This is a genomic window from Kitasatospora sp. NPDC054768 (assembly GCF_053612025.1).
Genome location: NZ_JBSHBN010000022.1, coordinates 1 through 23,382 on the forward strand (window position 1 = coordinate 1; position 23,382 = coordinate 23,382).

Here is a 23,382-nt window from a genome sequence, read left to right on the forward strand (position 1 = left end):
TTTGTCGGGGGCGGCGTTTGTGTGTTATATGCGACTGGGTCGTAGCGGCGCGGCCGCCCCGGGGGGGGGTCCCCGGGGGGGCCCGCCGACGCCCCGGGCGGTCCGGCCGGCACGGGGGGTCCCGGCGGCCCGGGCGCGCCCGCCGAGGGCAGCCTGCTGGACATGCTCAAGGTCGCCATCGCTATCCTGGACACGGCGGGCCGGGTGGTGCTCTGGAGCCCGGCCGCCGAGGAACTGCTCGGCTGGCCGAACGAGCTGCTGGTCGGCCGCCGGATCGACGAGCTGATCCCCGACCGGGAGCAGGTCGCCCGGATCCGGCGCGCGATCCAGGACACCCTGCGGCACGGCCGCTGGGCCGGCCCCGCCGAGCTGCGCGACCGGGACGGCTCCCCGGTCGCCGTGGACGCCCGGATCTCCCTCCTGGTGGACGGCGACGGCACCCCGTTCCTCCAGGTCAACATGGCCGAGGCGGCCGCCGTCCAGGCCGTCGAGCGGGACCTCGCGGTGCGCGACGCGCTGTTCGAGCAGTCCCCGCTGGGCATCGCCATCATGGACACCGACCTGCGCTACACCGCCGTCAACCAGACCCTCGCCGAGATGAACGGCGTCGCCCTGGACGACCACGTCGGCCGCACCACCGGCGAGACCCTGCCGGAGCGGGCCGCCGACGAGATCACCGCCATCCAGCGCCAGGTGCTGGCCACCGGCGAGCCGGTCATCGACGTCACCCTGGCCTCCCCGGTCACCACTCGGGCCGGCTACCGCTCGATCTCCTACAGCCGGATGACCGACCGTTCCGGCCGGGTGCTCGGCATCTCCGGCACCGTGATGGACGTGACCGAGCGCTACCGGGCGGTCGCCAAGGTCGAGCACGCCCGGCGCCGGCTCTCGCTGCTCAACGAGTTCGGCTCCCGGGTCGGCGACCTGCTGGACGCCTCCCGGATCGCCCAGGAGCTGGCCGGCTCGGTCGTCCCCCGGCTGGCCGACCACTCGGCGGTGATCCTGCTCCAGGCCGTCGCGCACGGCGACGACCTGCCCCGGCACGGCCACGACCGGCGCACCTCGCTGCTCCAGCTCGGCACCGCCTCCGTCCAGGACGGCCCCGAGGTGGACGTGATGCTGCGCCGCGGCGCCCGGATCACCTTCGCCGAGGACTCCGTCTGCGGCCGGGTGCTGCGCACCGGCGTGCCCGAGCCGCTGTCCGGCGCCGACCAGCTGGACGAGGTGACCTACCCCGGCGACCCGAAGATGCAGGCCGCCCGGGACCTCGGCGTGCACTCGATGCTGGTCGTGCCGCTGCGCGCCCGGGGCATCGTGATCGGCCTGCTGCTGGTCAGCCGGTCCGGCTACCGCGAGGGCTTCGACCGGGACGACCTGGCCTTCACCGTGGAGCTGGCCGACCGGGCCGGCAGCTCGCTGGACAACGCCCGCCTCTACGCCCGCGAACGCACCGCCGCGCTCACCCTCCAGCGGACCCTGCTTCCGCAGCAGGTCCCGCAGCCCACCGGCGTCGAGGTCGCCTACCGGTACGTGCCCGGCAGCAGCGGCACCGAGGTCGGCGGCGACTGGTTCGACGTCATCCCGCTGCCCGGCGACCGCACCGCGCTGGTGGTCGGCGACGTGATGGGCCACGGCCTGCGGGCCGCCGCCACCATGGGACGGCTGCGCACCGCCGTCCGGGTGCTGGCCGCCCTCGACCTGCCGCCGGACGTCCTGCTGCGGCACGTCCACGAGCTGGCCGACGACCTCGCCCAGGGCCCGGACGAGGCGCTGCTGGCCACCTGCGTCTACGCGGTCTTCGACCCGACGACGGCCCGGCTCACCGTCGCCAAGGCCGGGCACATCCCGCCGGTGCTGGTGGTGCCGGGCGAGGCCGCCCCGGAGCCGACCCGCAACGGCGGCCCGCTGCGCGGCGGCGCCGGCCGCATCCTCGACCTGCCCTCCGGCGCCCCGCTCGGGGTGGGCGGAGTTCCGTTCGAATCGGTCGAACTGAAGATCCCCGAGGGCAGCCTGCTGGCGCTGTGCACCGACGGCCTGGTCGAGTCCCGGGACAAGGACCTGGACGTCGGCCTCGGCCGGCTGATCACGGTGCTCCAGGAGCCGCACGCCTCCATCCAGGCCGCCTGCGAGGCGGTGCTGGACACCATGGAGCAGGGCCGGGAGCCGGACGACGTCGCGCTGCTGCTGGCCCGGCTCGGCCACGGCCAGGCCGGCACCCCGACGGCGGGCTGGACCCTGCCCGCCGAGCCCACCGCCGTCTCCCGGGCACGCCGGCTGGTCCGCGCCACGCTCGCCGAGTGGGGCGTCGAGGAGCTCACCGACATCGCCGAGCTGCTGGTCAGCGAGCTGGTGACGAACGCCGTCCGGTACGCCAGCGCCCCCATCGGGGTGCGGCTGACGCTCGGCGAGACGCTGCTGGTCGAGATCTCCGATCCGCTGCCCGACCCGCCCCAGGAGCGGCACGCCGCCGAGGCCGACGAGGGCGGGCGCGGTCTGGAGCTGGTCCACCGGCTGGCCCTGCACTGGGGCGCCCGGGCCGAGGGGATCGGCAAGGTGGTCTGGTTCGAGCAGGCGCTGCCGGGTAATGAGCCGGACGGATCGTGAGCGGAGCGAACAGCGAGGAGGGGGTGCCGCATATGCCATCGGGCGCTCAGGGGGAGCGCGCGCTCCGGAAGGGGGCGCGGGCGTGGCATTGTGGTTGCGCGGGCGGTAGGACAAAAACCTTCGCCCGATCTGATGTTGTGATGTTGAGGGCGTGTGAACGTACCCCTCGATGATGAATACTCGGTCTTCTCGACATCCGGACGGTCGCGGGTTGGAGGGGTCGGTCCGTTGAACAGCACTCCGGCGCGGAGCGTGTCGCCGAGGAGCAGCGGTCATGCCGCTGTACCCGGGCAGGCCGGCTCCTCGCACCTGCCCGTACCGGACGGCGCGCCCGTCGGCCGCGGCCACCACCCCGTCGCCGAGGACCGGCCCTGGGGCGCGGGCGACCCCGGCTCGATCTACGACTACATCCGGGTCGCCACCTTCGCGATCGGCCCCGACGGGCGGATCAGCCAGTGGAGCGAGCGCGCCGCCGAGTTCTTCGGGGTCCCGGCCGCCGAGGCCGTCGGCGCCGACCCGATCTCCACCTTCGTCCCCCGCGAGCTCTGGCAGCGCGGCCGGGCCCGGCTGGAGCGCACCCTGGCGGGCGAGGAATGGGTCGGCACCACCCCGTACCGGGACGCCGACGGCGGCGAGGGCCTCGCCGAGCTCTACCTGATGCCCGACAGCTCCCTGCCCACGGCGGGCGCCACCTGCCTGGCCGTCGACCTCGGACGGCTGCGCCGGATCGAGACCGACCTGGCCGCCTCCGAGGCCGTCTTCGGGCAGACCCCCACCGGCTTCGTGCTGTTCGACGACCGGCTGCGGCTGCAGCGGGTCAACGACGCCTTCGCCTCCGGCATGGGCCTGGTCCCCACCGACCTGGAGGGCCTCACCCCGCACGACCTCTTCCCGCCGTCCGAGGCCGACCGGCTCTCCGCCGCCCTGCGCAAGGTGCTGGCCACCGGCGAGCCCGTCTTCGACCTGCGCTTCCACGGCGCCGTCCCGACCCGCGAGGGCAACCGGCTCTGGGCCGTCTCGCTGTACCGCCTGAACGGTTCCGCCGGGCAGACCATGGGCGTCGCCGGGCAGGTCTCCGACGTCACCAGCCGGCACGTCGCCGAGCGCGAGGCCGACGGCGTGCGCCGCAACCTGGCCCTGCTCAACGAGGCCAGCGCGCACATCGGCTCCACGCTCGACCTGGAGACCACCGCCAAGGAACTGCTGGACGTCGTCGTCCCGCCGTTCTGCGACCTCGCCACCGTCGACCTCTACACCGCGCTGCTCTCCGGCGAGACCGTGCCCAGCGCCGGCCGGCTCGGCGACACCGTGCTCACCGACGGCAGCGGCGAACTGCGCCGGGTCGCCGTCTCCAGCGTGGTCGGCGGCGCCTCCTCGGTGCTCGGCTCGGTGACCGGCCTGCCGATCGCCGAGGCCGGCGGCACCCTCTGTTACCCCCGCCGCTCCCCGCACGCCCGGGCGCTGCGCACCGGCCGCAGCGTCGTCCCCGAGCCCGGGCGCGACCCGCTGCTGCGCTCCACCCTGATCGTCCCGCTGGTCGCCCGCGACCAGGTGCTCGGCCTCGTCCAGCTCTCCCGGGCGATCGGCAGCGAGCCCTTCGACGCCCGCGACGTCGCGATCGCCGAGGAACTCGTCGCCCGCGCCGCCGTCTGCATCGACAACGCCCGGCTCTACCGGCGCGAGCACGAGCGGGCGCTGATCCTCCAGCGCAGCCTGCTGCCCCCGGGCAACCCGGCCGCCAGCGGCCTGGAGATCGCCTGCCGCTACCTGCCCAGCAACAACAACACCGAGGTCGGCGGCGACTGGTTCGACGTCATCCCGCTGCCCGGCAACCGCACCGCGCTGGTCATCGGCGACGTGATGGGCCGCGGCCTGCGCGCCGCCGTCGCCATGGGCCAACTGCGCACCGCCGTCCGCACCCTGGCCATGCTCGACCTGGAACCGGGCGAGGTGCTCACCGCCCTGGACGAGATCGCCCGCGGCCTCGGCGACGACTCGGTGCCGGTCGGCCCGCCCACCCCGTACGGCCGGCTCACCTCGACCGCCGACGAGGAGGCCCGCGAGGTCTACCTGGCGACCTGCGTCTACGCGGTCTTCGACGCCGTCAGCCGGCGCTGCTGGATCGCCAACGCCGGCCACCTGCCGCCCGTCCTGCTCAGCCCCGGCGAGGGCGCCCGGATGCTCGACGTGCCGCCCGGCCTGCCGCTCGGCGTCGGTGGCGAGCCCTTCGAGGAGGTCGCGATCGACCTCCCGGACGGCGCCGTCTTCGGCCTCTACACCGACGGCCTGGTGGAGAGCCGCAAGCACCCGCTGGACGAGGGCCTGCGGGCCTTCCGCTCCGCGCTCTCCCACGAGGGCAAGGGGCTGGAGGACCTCTGCGACCACGTGCTCGGGGAGCTCAACCCGCACCACGGCGAGGACGACATCGCCCTGCTGATGGCCAAGGTGCACGCCTTCCCCGACGACGCCGTCGGCAACTGGTTCCTGCCGCCCGAGCCCACCTCGGTGGCCAAGGCCCGGGAGCTGGCGTGCAGCTGGCTGCTCGCCCGGGGGCTGGACGAGCTGGTCGACACCACCGAGCTGCTGGTCAGCGAGCTGGTCACCAACGCGCTCAAGCACGGGCGGGGCGAGATCCGGTTGCGGCTGCTGCGTGAGCGCAGCCTGGTCTGCGAGGTCTGGGACGACGGCTACGCGCAGCCCCGGCAGCGGCGCGCGCAGGAGACCGACGAGGGCGGGCGCGGCCTGCAACTGGTCAGCCTGCTGGCCGAGCGCTGGGGCAGCCGGCGCACGCCCAAGGGCAAGATCGTCTGGTTCGAGCTGGCCCTCTAGCCGCCCGCAACGGTGGGCCGGACGGGTGCAGTCGCCCGGCGGCCCGCCGTGTCGGCGCGGCCCGGGCGCCCGCGGCGGCGTTCGATAGCCGCCATGCGCGTCCGCCAGCTCACCGCCGCAGCCGCCGCGCTGCTGCTCTCCGCCGCTCTCGGCGGCTGCTCCGACGACCCGGGCCCCCGTGCCCCCGCCCCCGTGCCCGCCCCGGCCGACCCCACCGCCACCACCGGGGACGTCGGGCCCGCCGATCGCACCGCCGTCCAGGACGGCGGCACGCTGCGCTGGGCGGTGGACGGCGTCCCGGCCACGCTGAACGTCTACCAGGGCGCGGCGACCGCCGACTCGGCGCTGATCGCCCACGCGCTGTACCCCTCGCTGTTCCGGCCCGACGAGCACGGCCGGCTCGTCCCCGACCCCGACTACCTGGCGGGCGTCGACTCCACCCCGCCCGGGGAGCAGCCGCAGGTGGTGACCTACCGGCTCAACCCGAGCGCCGTCTGGAGCGACGGCACCCCGATCTCGGCCGCCGACCTCGACGCCCAGCGGACCGCGCTGTCCGGCCCGGACCCGGCCCGCCGGAGCGGGAAGGCGGCCGGGTACGACGCCATCGACTCGGTCGCCCAGGGCGCCGACCCGCACGAGGTGCGGGTGACCTTCCGGCGGCCGTACGCGGAGTGGCCTGCACTGTTCGGCCCGCTCTACCCGGCCGCCGAGACGGCCGGTCCGGCCGCTGCTCCCCGGACGCCGGCCGACGGCGGCCGGCCGGACGCCGGCCCGTACACCCTCTCCCGGTACGACGCCGAGGGCGGGACGGTCACCGTGGTGCGCAGCCCGCTCTGGTGGGGCGATCCGCCGAAGGCCGACCGGATCGACTTCCTCGCCGTGCGGCCCGAGCAGCGGCTGGACGCGCTGGACCAGGAGCGCCTGGACATCGCCCCGCTCACCGCGGCGGTGGACCGGGCGGCGCCGGCCGCCCCTCCCGAGCCGTCCGCCTCTGCCTCTGCCTCTGCCTCTGCCTCCGCCTCCGCGTCAGCCTCCGCCGCGCCGCCGCCCGCGGCCGCGCCCGAGGCGGCGGCACTGGCGCTGCGGCGGGCCGAATCGCTGCCCGACGTCACCGTCCACCGGGCCGCCGCGGCCTCGCTCACCCAGCTCACCCTCAACGCGGCGCGCGGCCCGCTGACCGACCCGCTGGTGCGCCGCGCCCTCACCCGGGCCGTCGACCGGCGGCGGATCGCCGACGCCGCGCTCACCCCGCTCGGCCTGCCCGCCGCCCCGCTGGGCAGCCACCTGTTCGCGGGCGACCAGCAGGGCTACCGGGACAACAGCGACGCGGCCGGTCCGGCGGACCCGGGCCGGCTGCTGGACGAGGCGGGCTGGATGCGGCCCGCCGGCGGGGCCACCCGGGCCAAAGACGGCAAGCCGCTCGCCCTCTCGCTGCTCGTCCCGGCCGGTTCGGCGACCGCCGAGCGCACCGCCGACGCGCTCATCGCAGGCCTCGGGGAGTCCGGGATCGCGGTGCAGCGGGTGCCCGCGCCCGCCGAGTCCTTCGTCGGGGAGCACCTGGCGGCCGGGGACTACGACCTCGCGCTCCTCTCCTGGCCGGCCGGCCCCAGCCCGGCGGTCGAACAGCGTTCCGTCTACGCCAAGCCCCGGCCGGACCTGGACGGCGTGCCCGAGCCGGGCGGCAACTTCGGCCGCAGCGGCACCGAGGAGATCGACCGGCTGTTCGACCGGGCGGCCGCCGAACCGGACCCGGAGGCCCGGCTGGGCCTGCTCCAGGAGGCGGACGTACGGATCTGGCAGCTCGGCCACTCGGTCCCGCTCTACCAGCGGCCGGAGCTGGTCGGGGTCCGGACCGGGGTGGCCGGCGCGGGCGCGTACGGCTACGGGTGGCCGCGCTTCCAGGACGTGGGCCTGCTCCGCTAGAGCTCCCGGGCGAAGCGGCGCACGGCGTCAGTTACGGCCTCCGGAGCGTCGAGGTTCGCGAGGTGCCGGGCCCGGGGAACCAGCTGGACCCGGGCCCGCCCGCGCGGGTGGGCGGCGGCGAGGGCCCGCTCGCCGGAGCGGAAGGCGGGGTCCTTCTCCCCGTTCAGGATCAGCACCGGCGCCTCGATCCGGCGCAGGGCACCCGGCTCGAAGCGGCCCAGCTCCTCGACGCCCGCCGCGACCGCCGCGCAGGCGGCCGTCGGGCTCCACGGCTCGCCGCGCCTGGCCCCGTGCCCCGGCAGGTCGACGGCCACCACCGGGAACTCCTCCCGCAGCGCGGACAGCTGGGGGCTCCACTGCCCGGCACTGAACCGGGTGCCGCGCGTCAGGACGATCGGGACACTCACCGGGCCGCCTCGACCGGCTCCAGCATGCGTTCGACCTCGGCGATCCGGGCCAGTCCGGGGCACTCCCGGCGGGCCCGGGCGAGCGCCTCGCGGGCCTCCTCCGGACGCCCGTCGGCGATGAGGGCTGCGGCGAGGGAGCAGCAGGCCAGGGACCGGTGGAAGCGGGAGCCGACCGCGTTCGACAGACGGCGGGCCGCTCGGACGGCGGCCCGCGGATCGTTCTGGAACCGGGCGAGCTCGGCCGCCGGGAGGAAGTCGCGGGCGAGCGTCCGGTCGTGGACGCCCAGTCGGACGAGATACGGCTCCAGCAGTGCTCCGGCCCGCGCGGGGGAGTGCTCCCCGGCGTCGGCGCGGCCGACGAGGGCCATGGCGGCGATGAAGGCCACACTTGAGTCGGCGGGCGTGTGGCCCCGCTCGAAGGCCTCGTCGGTGAGCCGCTCGGCCTCCTCGTAGCGGCCCTCGGCCAGCGCGATCCCGGCAGCGGTGAGGACCATGGGTGTGCCCTTGCCCAGCTCGCGGCGCGCCTCGGAGATCCGGCCCCGGACCAGGAACCGCTCGGCCTCGACGGCGCTCGGCGACTCGGCGTCGACCGTCACGGAGCCCGGCCGGAAGGGCATGACGAACACGGCCCAGAGGGAGTTGACCGGGCTCGTCGCGGTGGTCACCGCGGTCATGGCGAGGGAGAACAGCAGCCCGAGGCCGATGCCCCGGGGCAGTTCCGTGGCGGAGGCCGCCAGCCAGGCTCCGAGCCCCGCGTGGACTCCGAACCGTGCGACCGAGGCGAGCCACAGCCGCAGCCGGGGCGCGCGGACCGGCAGCAGGCCCCAGGGGAACAGGAATCCGCTCGTCGGCCGCAGCCCCAGTTCGACGGGCACCCCGGCGACCGAGCCGCTCCACAGGGCCCGGCCCCTGCCGTACGAGGCGCAGTACAGCCGCCCGCCGCAGAGCCGGTGGGTGAGCAGGAACCAGAGGTCGGACAGCGGCTCCTGGCCCACCAGGAAGCCGATCGCGCAGCCGAGAGCGGTTGGGCCCGGCAGGCCGTGGAGGATCGCCAGGTACAGGAGCACGGCGCCGACGGCGCGGAACAGCCAGGGCAGCGAGGCCCGGAGGTGTTGGATCACGGACGGAAGAGTGTCGGAGGCGGGCCGCGGGGTGAAGGGCATGTGACCCACCTGTGATCTTGATCCCGTGCGACCTGCCCGTTTCTGCTCACCTGGGCGCTTCCCCGTACGATAGGAGGAAGCCGAGGCATGTCGATATGCCCGGCGGGTGGACCGGTAGTAGCAGGCGGAACGGGTGGCGGCGACCGAAGAGGTCGCAAGTGCGCGTCTCGCGGCCGGGCGCCGTAACCCACGATTCCGGGAGAATCCGCTAGGCATGCCCACGCGCAACGACATCCGTAACGTCGCCATCGTCGCCCACGTCGACCACGGCAAGACCACGCTGGTCGACGCCATGCTCAAGCAGGCCGGCGCCTTCGCCGCCCACCAGCACCTCGATGACCGGATGATGGACTCCAACGACCTGGAGCGCGAGAAGGGCATCACCATTCTCGCGAAGAACACCGCGGTCAAGTACCACCCCAAGGATGGTGGCGCGCCGATCACCATCAACATCATCGACACCCCGGGCCACGCCGACTTCGGTGGCGAGGTCGAGCGCGGTCTGTCGATGGTGGACGCGGTCGTCCTGCTGGTCGACGCCTCCGAAGGCCCGCTGCCGCAGACCCGCTTCGTGCTCCGCAAGGCGCTCACGGCCCGCCTGCCCGTCATCCTCTGCATCAACAAGACCGACCGTCCGGACTCCCGGATCGACGAGGTCATCAACGAGACCTACGACCTGTTCCTGGACCTGGACGCGGACGAGGACCAGATCGAGTTCCCGATCGTCTACGCCTGCGCCCGTGACGGTGTCGCCTCGCTGACCAAGCCGGAGAACGGCACCGTCCCGGCCGACAGCACCAGCCTGGAGCCGTTCTTCTCCACCCTGCTGGAGCACGTCCCGGCCCCCAGCTACGACGAGGCCGCGCCGCTCCAGGCCCACGTCACCAACCTGGACGCCGACAACTTCCTCGGCCGCATCGCGCTGCTCCGCGTCGAGCAGGGCGAGCTGCGCAAGGGCCAGACCGTGGCCTGGATCAAGCGTGACGGCTCGATCCAGAACGTCCGCATCTCCGAGCTGCTGATGACCGAGGCGCTCACCCGCAAGCCCGCCGAGGTGGCGGGCCCCGGTGACATCTGCGCCGTCGCCGGCATCGGCGAGATCATGATCGGCGAGACCCTGGCCGACCCGGAGAACCCGATCGCGCTGCCGCTGATCACGGTGGACGAGCCGGCCATCTCGATGACCATCGGCACCAACACCTCCCCGCTGGTGGGCCGTGGTGGCAGCGGCAAGGGCGCGGACGCCAAGGCCGCCGGCAAGGTGGACCGCAAGGTCACCGCCCGCCAGGTGAAGGACCGCCTGGACCGCGAGCTGATCGGTAACGTCTCGCTGCGCGTCCTGGACACCGAGCGTCCGGACGCCTGGGAGGTGCAGGGCCGCGGTGAGCTGGCGCTGGCCATCCTGATCGAGACCATGCGTCGCGAGGGCTTCGAGCTGACCGTCGGCAAGCCGCAGGTGGTCACCAAGGAGGTCAACGGCAAGACCCACGAGCCGGTCGAGCGCCTCACGGTGGACGTGCCCGAGGAGCACATGGGCGCGGTCACGCAGCTCATGGGCATCCGCAAGGGCCGGATGGACAACATGTCCAACCACGGTTCGGGCTGGGTCCGGATGGAGTTCGTCGTGCCGTCCCGCGGCCTGATCGGCTTCCGCACCGAGTTCCTCACCAACACCCGCGGCACCGGCATCGCCCACTCGATCCACGAGGGTCACGAGCCGTGGTTCGGCAACCTGACCACCCGCAACAACGGCTCGCTGGTCGCCGACCGGGCCGGCGTGGTCACCGCCTTCGCGATGACCAACCTGCAGGAGCGCGGCGTGCTCTTCTGCGAGCCGGGCACCGAGGTGTACGAGGGCATGATCGTCGGTGAGAACTCGCGTGCCGACGACATGGACGTGAACATCACCAAGGAGAAGAAGCTCACCAACATGCGGTCGGCGAACGCCGATGTGGCCGAGTCGATCGTCCCGCCGCGCAAGCTCTCGCTGGAGCAGTCGCTGGAGTTCTGCCGCGAGGACGAGTGCATCGAGGTGACCCCGGAGACGGTTCGCATCCGTAAGGTCGTCCTTGACCAGAAGGACCGCGGACGCACTGCCTCGCGCGCCAAGAAGGCGTGATCCGGACGCACTGAACGGCCATTGGCCGGAATGATTCGCCCCCCTTTCCCATGGAGAGGGGGGCGAACTTTTTCAACTACTCCAAGTTGTCGGGGCCGCTATTCACGGAATAGCGCTCATCACAGCCGAGTGTCCGCTGAGCGGACGTGACAGTTCGTCATCCGTGACGACTGTCCGTTTGGTGCCTGTCTGGCTATGTCTCAAATGTCCGGTTTTCGAAACTTACCGACTGTTCATGTGACCTAATTGAGATCGTCACTGGTCACTTTCGTGTCCGTGCGTGACGGATAGTGGGTGCAGTCAGGCTCGGGTCAAGGGTGAACGCGCAGGGGTGCGCGCCGAAACCACGAGCGCGGACGGCACAGCGGGCCCGGTGATCACCGTTCCGCAGTGCCCTCCTCGTTGCAACGTCGAATTCAGGAGGCACACCGATGCGCGGTGCGAGCCAGGCCAAGTGGGTTGTCGCAGCTGTTGCTGTCGCCCTCGCTGCGACTGCGTGCAGCAGCAGCGACTCCTCCGGGGGTAGCTCCGACAGCGCTGCGGTCGACCCCGGGGCCAGCTTCAGCTACCAGAGCGCGGAGCCGCAGCGCCCGCTCCAGCCGGCGAACGCCATGGAGAACCAGGGCGGCCGTATCGTCAAGCAGCTCTTCAAGGGCCTCGTCGACTACGACCCCGCGACCGGTGCCCTGCGCAACCAGGTGGCCGACAAGATCGAGACCACCGACGCCAAGAACTACACCGTCACGCTGAAGTCCGGCTGGACCTTCCACGACGGCACCCCGGTCACCGCCAAGTCCTTCGTCGGCTCCTGGAACTGGTCGGCCAACCCGAAGAACAACCAGATCAACTCGGACTGGTTCTCGGACATCGTCGGCTACGACGCCGTGCACCCGGAGAAGGGTGACCCGACCGCCACCGAGATGTCCGGCCTGAAGGTCGTCGACGACACCCACTTCACGATCGAACTGACCAGCCCGGTCTCGTACTTCACGTACAAGCTCGGCTACTCGGCCTTCTTCCCGCTGCCCGAGGGCTTCTTCGCCGACCCGGCCGGCTACGGCCAGAAGCCGGTCGGCAACGGCCCCTACAAGTTCGTCTCGTGGGAGCACAACAAGGCCATCACGCTGGCCGCGTACGACAAGTACACGGGCATCGACAAGCCGAAGAACGGCGGTGTCGTCTTCCGCAACTACACCGCCGGTGAGGCCGCGTACAAGGACCTGATGTCCGACACGCTGGACGTGCTGGACCAGGTCGACCCGACCGACCTGCCGAAGTACAAGGACGACCTGGGCAAGCGCGCGGTCGACCAGCCGCAGGGCGCCATCCAGAACATCGGCTTCGCGCTGTACCAGGGCGGCTGGAGCGAGCAGGGCAAGGAGAAGGTCCGTCAGGGCCTCTCGATGGCGATCGACCGCGAGACCATCACCAAGACCGTGCTGAACGGCAACCGCCTGCCCGCCGACTCGTTCGTGGCGCCCGGCGTCATGGGCTACAAGGCCGGCACCTGCGGCGACGCCTGCAAGTACAACCCGGAGAAGGCCAAGCAGCTGATCACCGAGGGTGGCGGCGTCCCCGGTGGCAAGGTCCTCATCCAGTACAACTCCGACGGTGGCCACAAGGAGTGGGTGGACGCGGTCTGCAACTCCATCCGCCAGGCGACCGGCGTCGAGTGCCTCGGTGACCCGAAGCCGGACTTCAAGACCTCGCGCGACATCATCACCAACAAGCAGGTCCAGAGCATGATGCGGACCGGCTGGGTGCAGGACTACCCGCTGAACGCCAACTTCCTGCGTGACGTCTACGGCACCGGTGCCGCGGCCAACGACGGTGGCTACTCGAGCCCCGAGTTCGACAAGCTGTCGAAGGAGGCGGACGCCGCCACCACGGTCGAGAAGACCGCCGAGCTCTACCAGCAGGCCGAGGCCGTTCTGGCCAAGGACATGCCGGCCATCCCGCTCTGGTACTACAAGACCAGCTCCGGCTACTCCAAGAACGTCCAGAACGTGAAGTTCAACTCCTTCGGCGACCCGGTCTACACCGACGTCGAGGTCAAGAAGAAGAAGTAATCGGTCGGCACCGCCTGACCCGGTGACAACGGCCGGTGCCCGTCCATCCCCACGAGGGCGAGGACTGGCACCGGCCGTTGGCACGCCGACTTTTCTCTTGCCGAGTTGACGGGCTCGGCAGGGCCATACATGGAGGCACGATGGGGCGCTTTGTCGCAAGGCGACTGCTCCAGATGATCCCGGTGTTCCTCGGAACGACCGCACTCATCTTTTTCATGGTGCACTTGCTGCCTGGTGACCCGGTGGCAGCACTGTGGGGCGACAAGGCACCGGACCCGGTGCAGCTCGCCGCTCTCAAGCACCAGCAGGGCTTCGACAAGCCGCTGATCCAGCAGTACTTCGACTACATGGGCAAGCTGCTCACCGGTGACTTCGGCACCGGTCTGGACCAGCGCCCGGTCATCGACAAGATCACCGAGGCGCTGCCGGTCACGACCCGGCTGGCGCTGTTCGCGTTCGCCATCGAGATCGTGCTCGGCATCGGCATCGGCCTGTACGCCGGTCTGCGCCGCGGCAAGATGTTCGACAAGGGCGCCCTGCTCCTCACCCTGCTGCTGATCTCGATCCCGGTCCCGGTGCTGGGCTTCATCTTCCAGACGGTCTTCGGGCAGAACCTGAAGTGGGTCACCCCGACCGTCCAGGACAGCAACGACATCACCCAGCTGGTGCTGCCGGCCGTGGTGCTCGGCTCGCTCTCGCTGGCCTACGTCGCGCGCCTCACCCGTACTTCCATAGCCGAGAACATCAAGGCCGACTACGTGCGCACCGCGGTGGCCAAGGGCCTGCCGCGCCGCAAGGTGATCGGCACCCACCTGCTCCGCAACTCGATGATCCCGGTGGTCACCTTCCTCGGCACCGACCTCGGCGCCCTGATGGGCGGCGCGATCGTGACCGAGGGCATCTTCAACGTCCAGGGCGTGGGTCACGCGCTCTACCAAGCGATCAACATGAAGGAGGGCGCGACCGTCTCCGGCTTCGTGGCCTTCCTCGTGATCGTCTACCTGGCCGCCGGCCTGATCGTCGACCTGCTTTACGCGGTCCTGGACCCGAGGATCCGTTATGCCTGACCTGACCGAGAAGAAGACCGCCGGGGACATCCCGGCCCAGCGCGCGGCGGACGCCCCGGCGCCGAAGCAGGAGAAGGCCCGCAGCCTCGGCTCGGACGCCTGGCACGACCTGCGTCGCAAGCCGATCTTCGTGATCTCCGGGCTGCTGATCCTGCTGCTGATCGTCATCGCCATCGCCCCCGGGCTGTTCACCTCGGTGGACCCGCGGGCCGGCGACCTGCGCAACCACTACCTGTCGAAGCCGAACTACAGCCACTTCTTCCAGGCGGACTGGTTCGGCTACGACCTCCAGGGCCGCAGCATCTACGCCCGCGTCGTCTACGGCGCCCGCGCCTCGGTCGTGGTCGGCATCTGCGTCACCCTGGGCGTGACCATCCTCGGCGGCCTCGCCGGCATGGTGGCCGGCTACTTCGGCGGCTGGGTCGACACGATCATCTCCCGCATCACCGACATCTTCTTCGGCATCCCGCTGCTGCTCGGCTCGCTGGTGGTCCTGAACGCCTTCACCGACCGCACCGTCTGGAGCGTGGTGTTCGCGCTGGTCGCCCTGGGCTGGACCCAGATGACCCGTGTCATGCGCGGCTCGGTGATCACGGTCAAGCAGGCCGACTTCGTGACGGCGGCCAAGGCGCTCGGCGCCGGCACCGGCCGGATCATGTTCAAGCACATCCTGCCGAACGCGATCGCCCCGGTGATCGTCGTCGCCACCATCGCGCTCGGCGGCTACATCGCCACCGAGGCGACGCTGAGCTTCCTCGGCATCGGTCTTCAGGACCCGACCATCTCCTGGGGTATCGACATCAACTCGGCCCAGAAGGTGATCCGCACGGCACCGTTCGCCCTGTTCTTCCCCGCCGGAATGCTGAGCCTTACCGTGCTGGCGTTCATCATGCTCGGCGACGCGGTGCGCGACGCCCTCGACCCGAAGCTCCGCTGAGAGAAGAGGTGACGACCCGATGACCACCGTGATCGAGAACAACCAGAAGAATGACCGGCTCGAAGTCGGCACTCCTCTCCTGGAGGTGAAGGACCTCCACGTGGAGTTCCACACCCGGGACGGCGTGGCCAAGGCAGTGAACGGCGTCAACTACTCCGTCGCGGCCGGCGAGACCCTCGCCGTGCTCGGCGAGTCCGGCTCCGGCAAGTCCGTGACGGCGCAGACCATCATGGGCATCCTGGACATGCCCCCGGGCAAGGTGACCCAGGGCCAGATCCTGTACCGCGGCCAGGACATGCTCACGATGAGCGGCGAGGAGCGGCGCCGGATCCGCGGCCGGAAGATCGCGATGATCTTCCAGGACGCGCTCTCCGCGCTGAACCCGGTGCTCAGCGTCGGCTACCAGCTCGGCGAGATGTTCCGCGTGCACCAGGGGGCCTCCAGGAAGGAGGCCAAGGAGAAGGCCATCGAGCTGATGGAGCGGGTGCGCATCCCGGCCGCCCGCCAGCGGGTGAACGACTACCCGCACCAGTTCTCCGGCGGCATGCGCCAGCGCATCATGATCGCGATGGCGCTCTCCCTGGAGCCGGACCTGATCATCGCGGACGAGCCCACCACCGCCCTGGACGTCACCGTCCAGGCCCAGGTGATGGACCTGCTGGCCGAGCTCCAGGCCGAGTACAACATGGGCCTGATCCTGATCACCCACGACCTCGGCGTGGTCGCCGACGTCGCGGACAAGATCGCCGTGATGTACGCGGGCCGGATCGTCGAGACCGCCCCGGTGCACGACCTGTACGCGAACCCCGCGCACCCGTACACCAAGGGCCTGCTCCGCTCCATCCCGCGCCTGGACCAGAAGGGCCAGGAGCTGTACGCGATCAAGGGCCTGCCCCCGAACCTGCTCAAGGTTCCGGCCGGCTGCGCGTTCAACCCCCGCTGCGACGTCGCCACCGACCTGTGCCGCACCGAGACCCCGGCGCTGCACCACGTGACGGACAAGGACGGCAAGGAGCTCACCGGCCGCCGCAGCGCGTGCCACCTCTGGAAGGAGACCCTCCATGGCTGAGAACATCCTGGAGGTCAAGGACCTGGTCAAGCACTACCCGCTGACCCAGGGCATCCTCTTGAAGAAGCAGGTCGGCGCGGTCAAGGCGGTCGACGGCATCTCCTTCGAGCTGAAGAAGGGCGAGACGCTCGGGATCGTCGGCGAGTCCGGCTGTGGCAAGTCCACGCTGGCCAAGGTGCTGATGAACCTGGAGCGGCCCACCTCCGGCCAGGTGCTCTTCAAGGGCGAGGACATCTCCACGCTCCAGGGGGCGGCCCTCAAGGCCGTCCGCCGGAACATCCAGATGGTGTTCCAGGACCCGTACACCTCGCTCAACCCGCGCATGACGGTCGGCGACATCATCGGCGAGCCGTTCGAGATCCACCCCGAGGTGGCGCCCAAGGGCGACCGCCGCAAGGCCGTCCAGGACCTGCTGGACGTCGTGGGTCTGAACCCGGAGTACATCAACCGGTACCCGCACCAGTTCTCCGGCGGCCAGCGCCAGCGCATCGGCATCGCCCGCGGTCTCGCGCTCAAGCCCGAGATCATCATCTGCGACGAGCCGGTCTCCGCGCTGGACGTGTCCGTCCAGGCGCAGGTGATCAACCTGCTGGAGCAGCTGCAGGGCGAGTTCGGCCTCTCCTACATGTTCATCGCGCACGACCTCTCCATCGTCCGGCACATATCCGACCGCGTCGGCGTGATGTACCTGGGCAAGATGGTCGAGATCGGCTCGGACGAGGAGATCTACGAGAACGCCACCCACCCGTACACCCAGGCGCTGCTCTCCGCGGTGCCGGTGCCGGACCCGGCGGCGCGCGAGACCCGCGACCGGATCGTGCTCAGCGGGGACATCCCCTCGCCGGCCAACCCGCCGTCCGGCTGCCGCTTCCGCACCCGCTGCTGGAAGGCGGAGGAGCGGTGCTCCGAGGAGGTCCCGCTGCTCGCGGTCCCCTCGCTGCTGAAGGGCCCGGCCGCGCACGAGTCGGCCTGCCACTTCCCCGAGGTCCGGGAGCAGGCCGCGGCCTGATTCCCCCGCTGGTCCCAGGAAGGGCCCGTCGCGTTCGCGCCACGGGCCCTTCCGGCATTCTGTTGATCCGGCGCCGCGTTGATCCGGCGCCGCGTTGATCCGGTGCTGCGTCGATCCGGCGCCGCGTCAACTCGGCAGGGGGTCACGGCACCCGTGCGGGTGCACCTGACTCGCGCCGTCGCCGGGGCGCGCTTCTCATGGGGTGTGATGCGACACACACCTTGAGGAGGGACCTCCATGCCCGAAGCCGCCCGTGCTCGATGGGTCCTCGCCGTTGCGACGTCCGTGGTCCTGGTGGCCACCGGGTGCAGCAGCAACGGCGGAGGAGGCAGCGGCTCGTCGGACGCCAGCAAGACCTTCAGCTACCAGAGCAACGAGCCGCAGAACCCGTTGCAGCCCGCCAACGCGAACGAGGTCGGCGGTGGTCGCATCATCCAGAACCTCTTCAAGGGGCTGGTCGACTACGACCCCACCAATGCCAAGATCCGGATGCAGGTCGCCGACGCGATCGACACCAGTGACTCGCTGACCTTCACCGTCACCCTGAAAGACGGCTGGAAGTTCCACGACGGCACCCCGGTGCACGCCCAGAACTTCGTCGACGCCTGGAACTGGGGCGCCAACCCCGCCAACAACCAGATCAACAGCTCCTGGTTCTCCGACATCGAGGGCTACCAGGACGTCCACCCGGCCTCCGGCCAGCCCACCTCGGACAAGATGTCCGGACTGACCGTCACCGACGACCTGCACTTCACCGTCAAGCTGAACCACAAGGTCTCGTACTTCGAGTACAAGCTCGGCTACATCGCCTTCTCGCCGCTGCCCGAGGGCTTCTTCAAGGACCCGGCCGGGTACGGGCAGAAGCCGGTGGGCAACGGCCCGTACCAGTTCGTCAGCTGGGCGCACAACAGCCAGGTGGTCACCAAGAGCTTCCCGGACTACCAGGGCGTGGACAAGCCGAAGAACGGCGGCGTCGTCTTCAAGATGTACACCACGTCCGAGGCCGCCTACGCCGACCTCCAGTCCAACAACCTGGACGTGATGGACCAGGTGCCGCCGTCCGCGCTGGCCACGTACAAGAGCGACCTCGGCGACCGCGCGGTGGACGCGCCGCAGGGCGCCATCCAGAACATCGGCTTCACCCTCTACCAGGCCGACTGGGCCGCCCCGGAGAAGGCCCAGGTGCGCCAGGGCCTGTCGATGGCGATCGACCGCGCGACCATCACCAAGACGGTGCTGCAGGGTTCCCGCGCGCCGGCCAGCGCCTGGGTGGCGGAGGGCGTCGAGGGCTACAAGGCCGGCACCTGCGGGGACTTCTGCAACTTCGACCCCGCCAAGGCCAAGCAGCTGATCCAGCAGGGCGGCGGCGTCCCCGGCAACAAGGTGCTGATCACCTACAACGCGGACGGCGGCCACAAGGAGTGGGTCGACGCGGTCTGCAACTCGATCCGGCAGAACACCGGCGTCGACTGCCTCGGCGACCCGAAGCCCGACTTCAAGACCGCCCGCCAGGCCATCACCGCGCACCAGCTCAACGGCGCCTTCCGTACCGGCTGGGTGCAGGACTACCCGCTGAACGCCAACTTCCTGGCCGACGTGTACCGCACCGGTGCCGCGTCCAACGACACCGGGTACAGCAGCCCGCAGTTCGACCAGGCGGCGACCCAGGCCGACGAGGCCGCCAGCGTCGCCGACACGGTGACCGGCTACCAGCAGGCCGAGGCGGTGCTGCAGAGCGGCATGCCGGCCGTCCCGCTCTGGTACTACCGCACCAACTCGGGCTACTCGACCAACGTGCAGAACGTGAGTTTCGACTCCTTCGGCAACCCGGCCTGGACGCAGGTCGAGGTCAAGGGCTGATCCCCGGGCCCTGATCCCCGGACCCTGATCCCCGCGCACCGGCCCCGCCCTCCCCGCGCGGAGGGCGGGGCGCGGTCTCCCGGCCGACCGGCCCGGCCCGGTCGGCCACACAGGAAGGAGGCTCGGATGGGCAGTTACGTGCTGCGGCGGGTGCTGCAGATGATCCCGGTGTTCTTCGGCACCACGCTGCTGATCTTCGTGATGGTCTACACGCTGCCGGGCGACCCGGTGGTCGCGCTGTTCGGCGAGAAGGCCGCAGACCCGTCGGTGGTCGCGAGCATCAAGCACACGTACTACCTCGACCAGCCGCTCTGGAAGCAGTACCTGCACTACATGGGGAACCTCTTCCAGGGGGACTTCGGAACCAGCTTCACCGGCCGCCCGGTCTCCGACATCATGGCGGACGCCTTCCCGGTCACCATCCGGCTGGCGCTGATGGCCTTTCTCTTCGAGATGATCGTGGGCCTCGCCTTCGGCGTGCTCTCCGGGCTGAAGCGCGGCAGCATCGCGGACACCCTGGTGCTCATCCTGACCCTGGTGGTGATCTCGATCCCGGTCTTCGTGCTGGCCTACATCGCGCAGACCGTGTTCGCCACCAACCTGGGCTGGGTCACGCCGACGGTGCAGGACAGCTACGACCTCTCCCAGCTGATCCTGCCGGCGGTCGTCCTCGGCTCGCTCTCGCTCGCGTACGTCGCCCGGCTCACCCGGACCTCCATCGGCGAGAACCTGCGGGCCGACTACATCCGGACCGCGACCGCCAAGGGCCTGCCCCGGCGGACCATCATCTCCCGCCACCTGCTGCGCAACTCGCTCATCCCGGTGGTCACTTTCCTCGGCACCGACCTCGGCGCGCTGATGGGCGGGGCGATCGTCACCGAGGGCATCTTCAACGTGCAGGGCATCGGCAACGTCCTGTACCGGGCGATCAACCAGAAGGAAGGCCCCACCGTGGTCGGCATCGTGACCGTCCTGGTGATCATCTACCTGGTCGCCAGCCTGCTCGTCGACCTGCTCTACGCGGTCCTGGACCCGAGGATCCGCTATGTCTGACATCCACGACGAGGACTCCTACGAACCGCATCCCAAGCCTGGTGTCTCCCGTCTCGACTTCGCGGGGGAGCAGGGCATGGCGGTGGAGCAGGAGACCCTGGTCGAATCCGACGTGGAGAAGCGGGAGGAGGCCCGCAGCCTCTGGGGCGACGCCTGGCGGGACCTGCGCCGGCGGCCGATCTTCCTGCTCTCGGTCGTGCTGATCGTGCTGCTGGTGCTCATCGCGATCTTCCCCTGGGCCTTCACCGACGCCAACCCGCGCAGGGCCGACCTGGTGCACGACTACCTCCGGCGGCCGGACTGGACGGACTTCTTCGGCGCCGGCTGGTTCGGCTACGACGCCCAGGGCCGGTCCATCTACGCCCGGGTGGTCTACGGCGCCCGGGCCTCGATCACCGTCGGCATCTTCGTGACCGCCGCGGTCACCCTGCTCGGCGGGCTGACCGGCATGGTCGCCGGGTACTACGGCGGGGCCGTCGACGCGGTGGTCTCCCGGATCGTCGACATCTTCTTCGGCATCCCGCTGCTGCTCGGCGCCCTGGTGCTGCTGAACGCGTTCACCGTCCGCACGGTGTGGACCGTGGTGGTCGCCCTGGCCGTCCTCGGCTGGACCCAGATCGCCCGCGTCATGCGCGGTGCGGTGCTGACCGTCAAACAGTCCGACTTCGTGACGGCGGGCCGGGCCCTCGGGGCCGGGACCGGACGGCTGATGCTCCGGCACATCCTGCCGAACGCGGTCGCGCCGGTGATCGTGGTGGCGACCATCGCGCTCGGCGGCTACATCGCGACCGAGGCGACGCTGAGCTTCCTCGGCATCGGTCTTCAGGAGCCGACCATCTCCTGGGGCATCGACATCTCCTCCGCCCAGAAGGTGATCCGGACCGCGCCGTACGTGATGTTCTTCCCGGCCGCGGCGCTCTCCATCACCGTGCTGGCCTTCATCATGATGGGCGACGCGGTCCGCGACGCCCTCGATCCGAAGCTTCGCTGAGCGAGGGAGCGCATCGTGAGTACAGCGGTGGACACCACCGGGCGCGTGCAGGAGGCGCCGTACCAGGGGCCGCTGCTCGACGTGCGGGACCTGCACGTCGAGTTCGTCACCCGGGACGGCGTCGCCAGGGCCGTGAACGGCGTCAACTACTCCGTCGCGGCGGGGGAGACGCTGGCGGTGCTGGGGGAGTCCGGCTCGGGCAAGTCGGTGACGGCGCAGGCGATCATGGGCATCCTGGACATGCCGCCGGCCAGGATCCCGCGCGGCGAGATCCTCTACCGGGGCCAGGACATGCTCAGGATGAGCAAGGAGGAGCGGCGGCGGATCCGCGGCCAGAAGATCGCGATGATCTTCCAGGACGCGCTCTCGGCGCTGAATCCGGTGCTCAGCGTCGGCTACCAGCTGGGGGAGATGTTCCGGGCGCACCGGGGGGTCTCCCGCAAGGAGGCCCGGGAGCGGGCCGTGGAGCTGATGGACCGGGTGCGCATCCCGGCCGCCGGGCAGCGGGTGAACGACTATCCGCACCAGTTCTCCGGCGGCATGCGCCAGCGCATCATGATCGCGATGGCGCTGGCCCTGGAGCCGGACCTGATCATCGCGGACGAGCCGACCACCGCCCTGGACGTGACGGTGCAGGCCCAGGTGATGGACCTGCTGGCCGAGTTGCAGGCCGAGTACAACATGGGCCTGATCCTGATCACCCACGACCTGGGCGTGGTCGCCGACGTCGCGGACAAGATCGCGGTGATGTACGCGGGCCGGATCGTCGAGACCGCCCCGGTGCACGAGCTGTATGCCCGGCCCGCGCACCCGTACACCCGGGGACTGCTGGACTCCATCCCCCGGCTGGACCAGAAGGGCCAGGAGCTCTACGCGATCAAGGGCCTGCCGCCCAACCTCCTGCGCATCCCCGAGGGCTGCGCCTTCAACCCCCGTTGCCCGCGTGCCCAGGACCGCTGCCGGACCGAGGTACCGGAGCTGTTCCCGGTCACCGAGGAGGACGGGACGCCGCTGGAGGGGCGCGGCAGCGCCTGCTTCTTCTGGAAGGAGACCCTCCATGACCGTTAACGGGGCCAGCGCGCTGGGCGCGGCGATGCCGGAGGAGGTCGCCTTCGAGCAGGAGGTGCCGCGCGGCCGGCCGATCCTCGAAGTCCGGGACCTGGTCAAGCACTTCCCGCTCACCAAGGGCGTCCTGTTCAAGAAGCAGGTCGGCGCGGTGAAGGCGGTCGACGGGGTCACCTTCGACCTGATGCAGGGCGAGACGCTCGGGATCGTCGGCGAGTCCGGCTGTGGCAAGTCCACGCTGGCCAAGGTGCTGATGAACCTGGAGCCGGCCACCTCGGGATCGGTCCGCTACAAGGGGGAGGAGATCTCCCGGCTCTCCGGGGCCGGGCTGAAGGCCGTCCGCCGGAACATCCAGATGGTGTTCCAGGACCCGTACACCTCGCTCAACCCGCGCATGACGGTCGGCGACATCATCGGCGAGCCGTTCGAGATCCACCCCGAGGTGGCGCCCAAGGGTGACCGCCGCAAGGCCGTCCAGGACCTGCTGGACGTGGTCGGGCTCAACCCGGAGTACATCAACCGCTATCCGCACCAGTTCTCCGGCGGCCAGCGCCAGCGCATCGGCATCGCCCGGGGGCTGGCGCTCAAGCCGGAGATCATCATCTGCGACGAGCCGGTCTCCGCGCTGGACGTGTCCGTCCAGGCGCAGGTGATCAACCTGCTGGAGCAGCTGCAGGGCGAGTTCAACCTGTCGTACATGTTCATCGCGCACGACCTCTCCATCGTCCGGCACATCTCCGACCGGGTCGGGGTGATGTACCTGGGGAAGATGGTCGAGATCGGCAGCGACGCGGAGATCTACGACCACGCCACCCACCCGTACACCCAGGCGCTGCTCTCCGCGGTGCCGGTGCCGGACCCGAGGGCGCGGGAGATCCGGGACCGGATCGTGCTCACCGGCGACGTGCCCTCGCCGGCCAACCCGCCGTCCGGCTGCCGCTTCCGCACCCGCTGCTGGAAGGCGCAGCAGCGGTGCGAGGTCGAGGAGCCGCTGCTGGCCGCGCCGTCCTGGCTGGACGGGGCGGCGCGGCACGACTCGGCGTGTCACTTCGCGGCGGAGCGGGAGGCCGGGCAGCGCGCCGGCTGAGACCGGTCGATGACCAGGGCGCGTCCCCGCGGGCGGGGGCGCGCCCTTTCCCGTGACGGAAAAGAGATCTGCCGCAGGCTCGCCAAGTGCGGTCCGTTCCTTGATAGTTGCTCTGCGCCCAGCAGTGGGT

The 23,382-nt window shown here is 70.9% G+C and carries 16 protein-coding genes; 14 read left to right on the plus strand and 2 right to left on the minus strand.

What is annotated here, in order from left to right; translation table 11 throughout:
• Positions 1-162: 162 nt before the first annotated feature.
• The 3 genes from ACWGKU_RS09425 to ACWGKU_RS09435 all read left to right on the plus strand — a co-directional run bounded on the left by ACWGKU_RS09425 (position 163) and on the right by ACWGKU_RS09435 (position 7,356).
• On the plus strand, positions 163-2,604 hold the full coding sequence (locus tag ACWGKU_RS09425) for a SpoIIE family protein phosphatase (protein WP_380551677.1): 2,442 nt from the start codon (positions 163-165) through the stop codon (positions 2,602-2,604).
• 228 nt (positions 2,605-2,832) lie between these two features.
• On the plus strand, positions 2,833-5,433 hold the full coding sequence (locus ACWGKU_RS09430) for a SpoIIE family protein phosphatase (protein ID WP_401043477.1): 2,601 nt from the start codon (positions 2,833-2,835) through the stop codon (positions 5,431-5,433).
• 93 nt (positions 5,434-5,526) lie between these two features.
• Entirely contained in the window at positions 5,527-7,356 is a 1,830-nt protein-coding gene (locus tag ACWGKU_RS09435) for an ABC transporter family substrate-binding protein (protein WP_452177985.1), read from the plus strand.
• Here ACWGKU_RS09435 and ACWGKU_RS09440 read toward each other — a convergent pair.
• Positions 7,353-7,763 (minus strand): alpha/beta fold hydrolase, encoded by a 411-nt coding sequence (locus ACWGKU_RS09440; protein ID WP_452177986.1) that lies wholly within the window; start codon positions 7,761-7,763, stop codon positions 7,353-7,355. The two genes, ACWGKU_RS09435 and ACWGKU_RS09440, sit on opposite strands and share 4 nt — an antisense overlap.
• Positions 7,760-8,884 (minus strand): hypothetical protein, encoded by a 1,125-nt coding sequence (locus ACWGKU_RS09445; protein WP_452177987.1) that lies wholly within the window; start codon positions 8,882-8,884, stop codon positions 7,760-7,762. Before ACWGKU_RS09445 ends, ACWGKU_RS09440 begins: the two co-directional genes overlap by 4 nt.
• 256 nt (positions 8,885-9,140) lie before the next feature.
• On the opposite strand from ACWGKU_RS09445, the gene typA reads away from it, so the two are divergent.
• The 11 genes from typA to ACWGKU_RS09500 all read left to right on the plus strand — a co-directional run bounded on the left by typA (position 9,141) and on the right by ACWGKU_RS09500 (position 23,252).
• The gene (gene typA, locus ACWGKU_RS09450; protein ID WP_359899557.1) at positions 9,141-11,045 is read left to right on the plus strand and encodes a translational GTPase TypA; all 1,905 of its coding nucleotides are present in this window, start codon (positions 9,141-9,143) and stop codon (positions 11,043-11,045) included.
• Between the two features lie 431 nt (positions 11,046-11,476).
• Positions 11,477-13,114: a peptide ABC transporter substrate-binding protein gene (locus tag ACWGKU_RS09455; RefSeq protein ID WP_401043469.1), complete on the plus strand. Its 1,638-nt coding sequence runs from the start codon at positions 11,477-11,479 to the stop codon at positions 13,112-13,114.
• Between the two features lie 140 nt (positions 13,115-13,254).
• Positions 13,255-14,181: an ABC transporter permease gene (locus ACWGKU_RS09460; RefSeq protein ID WP_452177988.1), complete on the plus strand. Its 927-nt coding sequence runs from the start codon at positions 13,255-13,257 to the stop codon at positions 14,179-14,181.
• Entirely contained in the window at positions 14,174-15,118 is a 945-nt protein-coding gene (locus ACWGKU_RS09465) for an ABC transporter permease (RefSeq protein WP_401043467.1), read from the plus strand. Before ACWGKU_RS09460 ends, ACWGKU_RS09465 begins: the two co-directional genes overlap by 8 nt.
• A gap of 19 nt (positions 15,119-15,137) precedes the next feature.
• A complete protein-coding gene (locus ACWGKU_RS09470; protein ID WP_380551698.1) occupies positions 15,138-16,187 on the plus strand; it encodes an ABC transporter ATP-binding protein in 1,050 nt (349 codons plus the stop codon).
• Positions 16,180-17,196 carry an ABC transporter ATP-binding protein gene (locus tag ACWGKU_RS09475; RefSeq protein ID WP_401043465.1) on the plus strand — a complete coding sequence of 339 codons (1,017 nt, stop codon included), beginning with the start codon at positions 16,180-16,182 and terminating at the stop codon, positions 17,194-17,196. Before ACWGKU_RS09470 ends, ACWGKU_RS09475 begins: the two co-directional genes overlap by 8 nt.
• Before the next feature lie 237 nt (positions 17,197-17,433).
• Complete coding sequence (locus tag ACWGKU_RS09480) at positions 17,434-19,056, plus strand: peptide ABC transporter substrate-binding protein (protein ID WP_401043462.1); 1,623 nt, start codon at positions 17,434-17,436, stop codon at positions 19,054-19,056.
• A 126-nt stretch (positions 19,057-19,182) separates the two neighbouring features.
• Positions 19,183-20,109 carry an ABC transporter permease gene (locus ACWGKU_RS09485; protein WP_380633855.1) on the plus strand — a complete coding sequence of 309 codons (927 nt, stop codon included), beginning with the start codon at positions 19,183-19,185 and terminating at the stop codon, positions 20,107-20,109.
• Between the two features lie 76 nt (positions 20,110-20,185).
• A complete protein-coding gene (locus tag ACWGKU_RS09490) occupies positions 20,186-21,100 on the plus strand; it encodes an ABC transporter permease (RefSeq protein WP_401054963.1) in 915 nt (304 codons plus the stop codon).
• 15 nt (positions 21,101-21,115) lie between these two features.
• On the plus strand, positions 21,116-22,168 hold the full coding sequence (locus ACWGKU_RS09495; RefSeq protein ID WP_452177990.1) for an ABC transporter ATP-binding protein: 1,053 nt from the start codon (positions 21,116-21,118) through the stop codon (positions 22,166-22,168).
• 25 nt (positions 22,169-22,193) lie between these two features.
• Positions 22,194-23,252, plus strand: a complete 1,059-nt coding sequence (locus ACWGKU_RS09500; protein ID WP_452178010.1) for an ABC transporter ATP-binding protein — start codon at positions 22,194-22,196, stop codon at positions 23,250-23,252.
• The last annotated feature ends 130 nt before the right edge of the window (positions 23,253-23,382 follow it).

Excerpts from the sequence above, each read along its gene's own strand:
- ACWGKU_RS09425 (WP_380551677.1), top strand. The coding sequence starts at position 163 with ATGCTCAAGGTCGCCATCGCTATCCTGGACACGGCGGGCCGGGTGGTG.
- ACWGKU_RS09435 (WP_452177985.1), top strand. The coding sequence starts at position 5,527 with ATGCGCGTCCGCCAGCTCACCGCCGCAGCCGCCGCGCTGCTGCTCTCC.
- typA (WP_359899557.1), top strand. The coding sequence starts at position 9,141 with ATGCCCACGCGCAACGACATCCGTAACGTCGCCATCGTCGCCCACGTC.
- ACWGKU_RS09455 (WP_401043469.1), top strand. The coding sequence starts at position 11,477 with ATGCGCGGTGCGAGCCAGGCCAAGTGGGTTGTCGCAGCTGTTGCTGTC.
- ACWGKU_RS09460 (WP_452177988.1), top strand. The coding sequence starts at position 13,255 with ATGGGGCGCTTTGTCGCAAGGCGACTGCTCCAGATGATCCCGGTGTTC.
- ACWGKU_RS09465 (WP_401043467.1), top strand. The coding sequence starts at position 14,174 with ATGCCTGACCTGACCGAGAAGAAGACCGCCGGGGACATCCCGGCCCAG.
- ACWGKU_RS09470 (WP_380551698.1), top strand. The coding sequence starts at position 15,138 with ATGACCACCGTGATCGAGAACAACCAGAAGAATGACCGGCTCGAAGTC.
- ACWGKU_RS09475 (WP_401043465.1), top strand. The coding sequence starts at position 16,180 with ATGGCTGAGAACATCCTGGAGGTCAAGGACCTGGTCAAGCACTACCCG.
- ACWGKU_RS09480 (WP_401043462.1), top strand. The coding sequence starts at position 17,434 with ATGCCCGAAGCCGCCCGTGCTCGATGGGTCCTCGCCGTTGCGACGTCC.
- ACWGKU_RS09485 (WP_380633855.1), top strand. The coding sequence starts at position 19,183 with ATGGGCAGTTACGTGCTGCGGCGGGTGCTGCAGATGATCCCGGTGTTC.
- ACWGKU_RS09490 (WP_401054963.1), top strand. The coding sequence starts at position 20,186 with ATGGCGGTGGAGCAGGAGACCCTGGTCGAATCCGACGTGGAGAAGCGG.
- ACWGKU_RS09500 (WP_452178010.1), top strand. The coding sequence starts at position 22,194 with ATGCCGGAGGAGGTCGCCTTCGAGCAGGAGGTGCCGCGCGGCCGGCCG.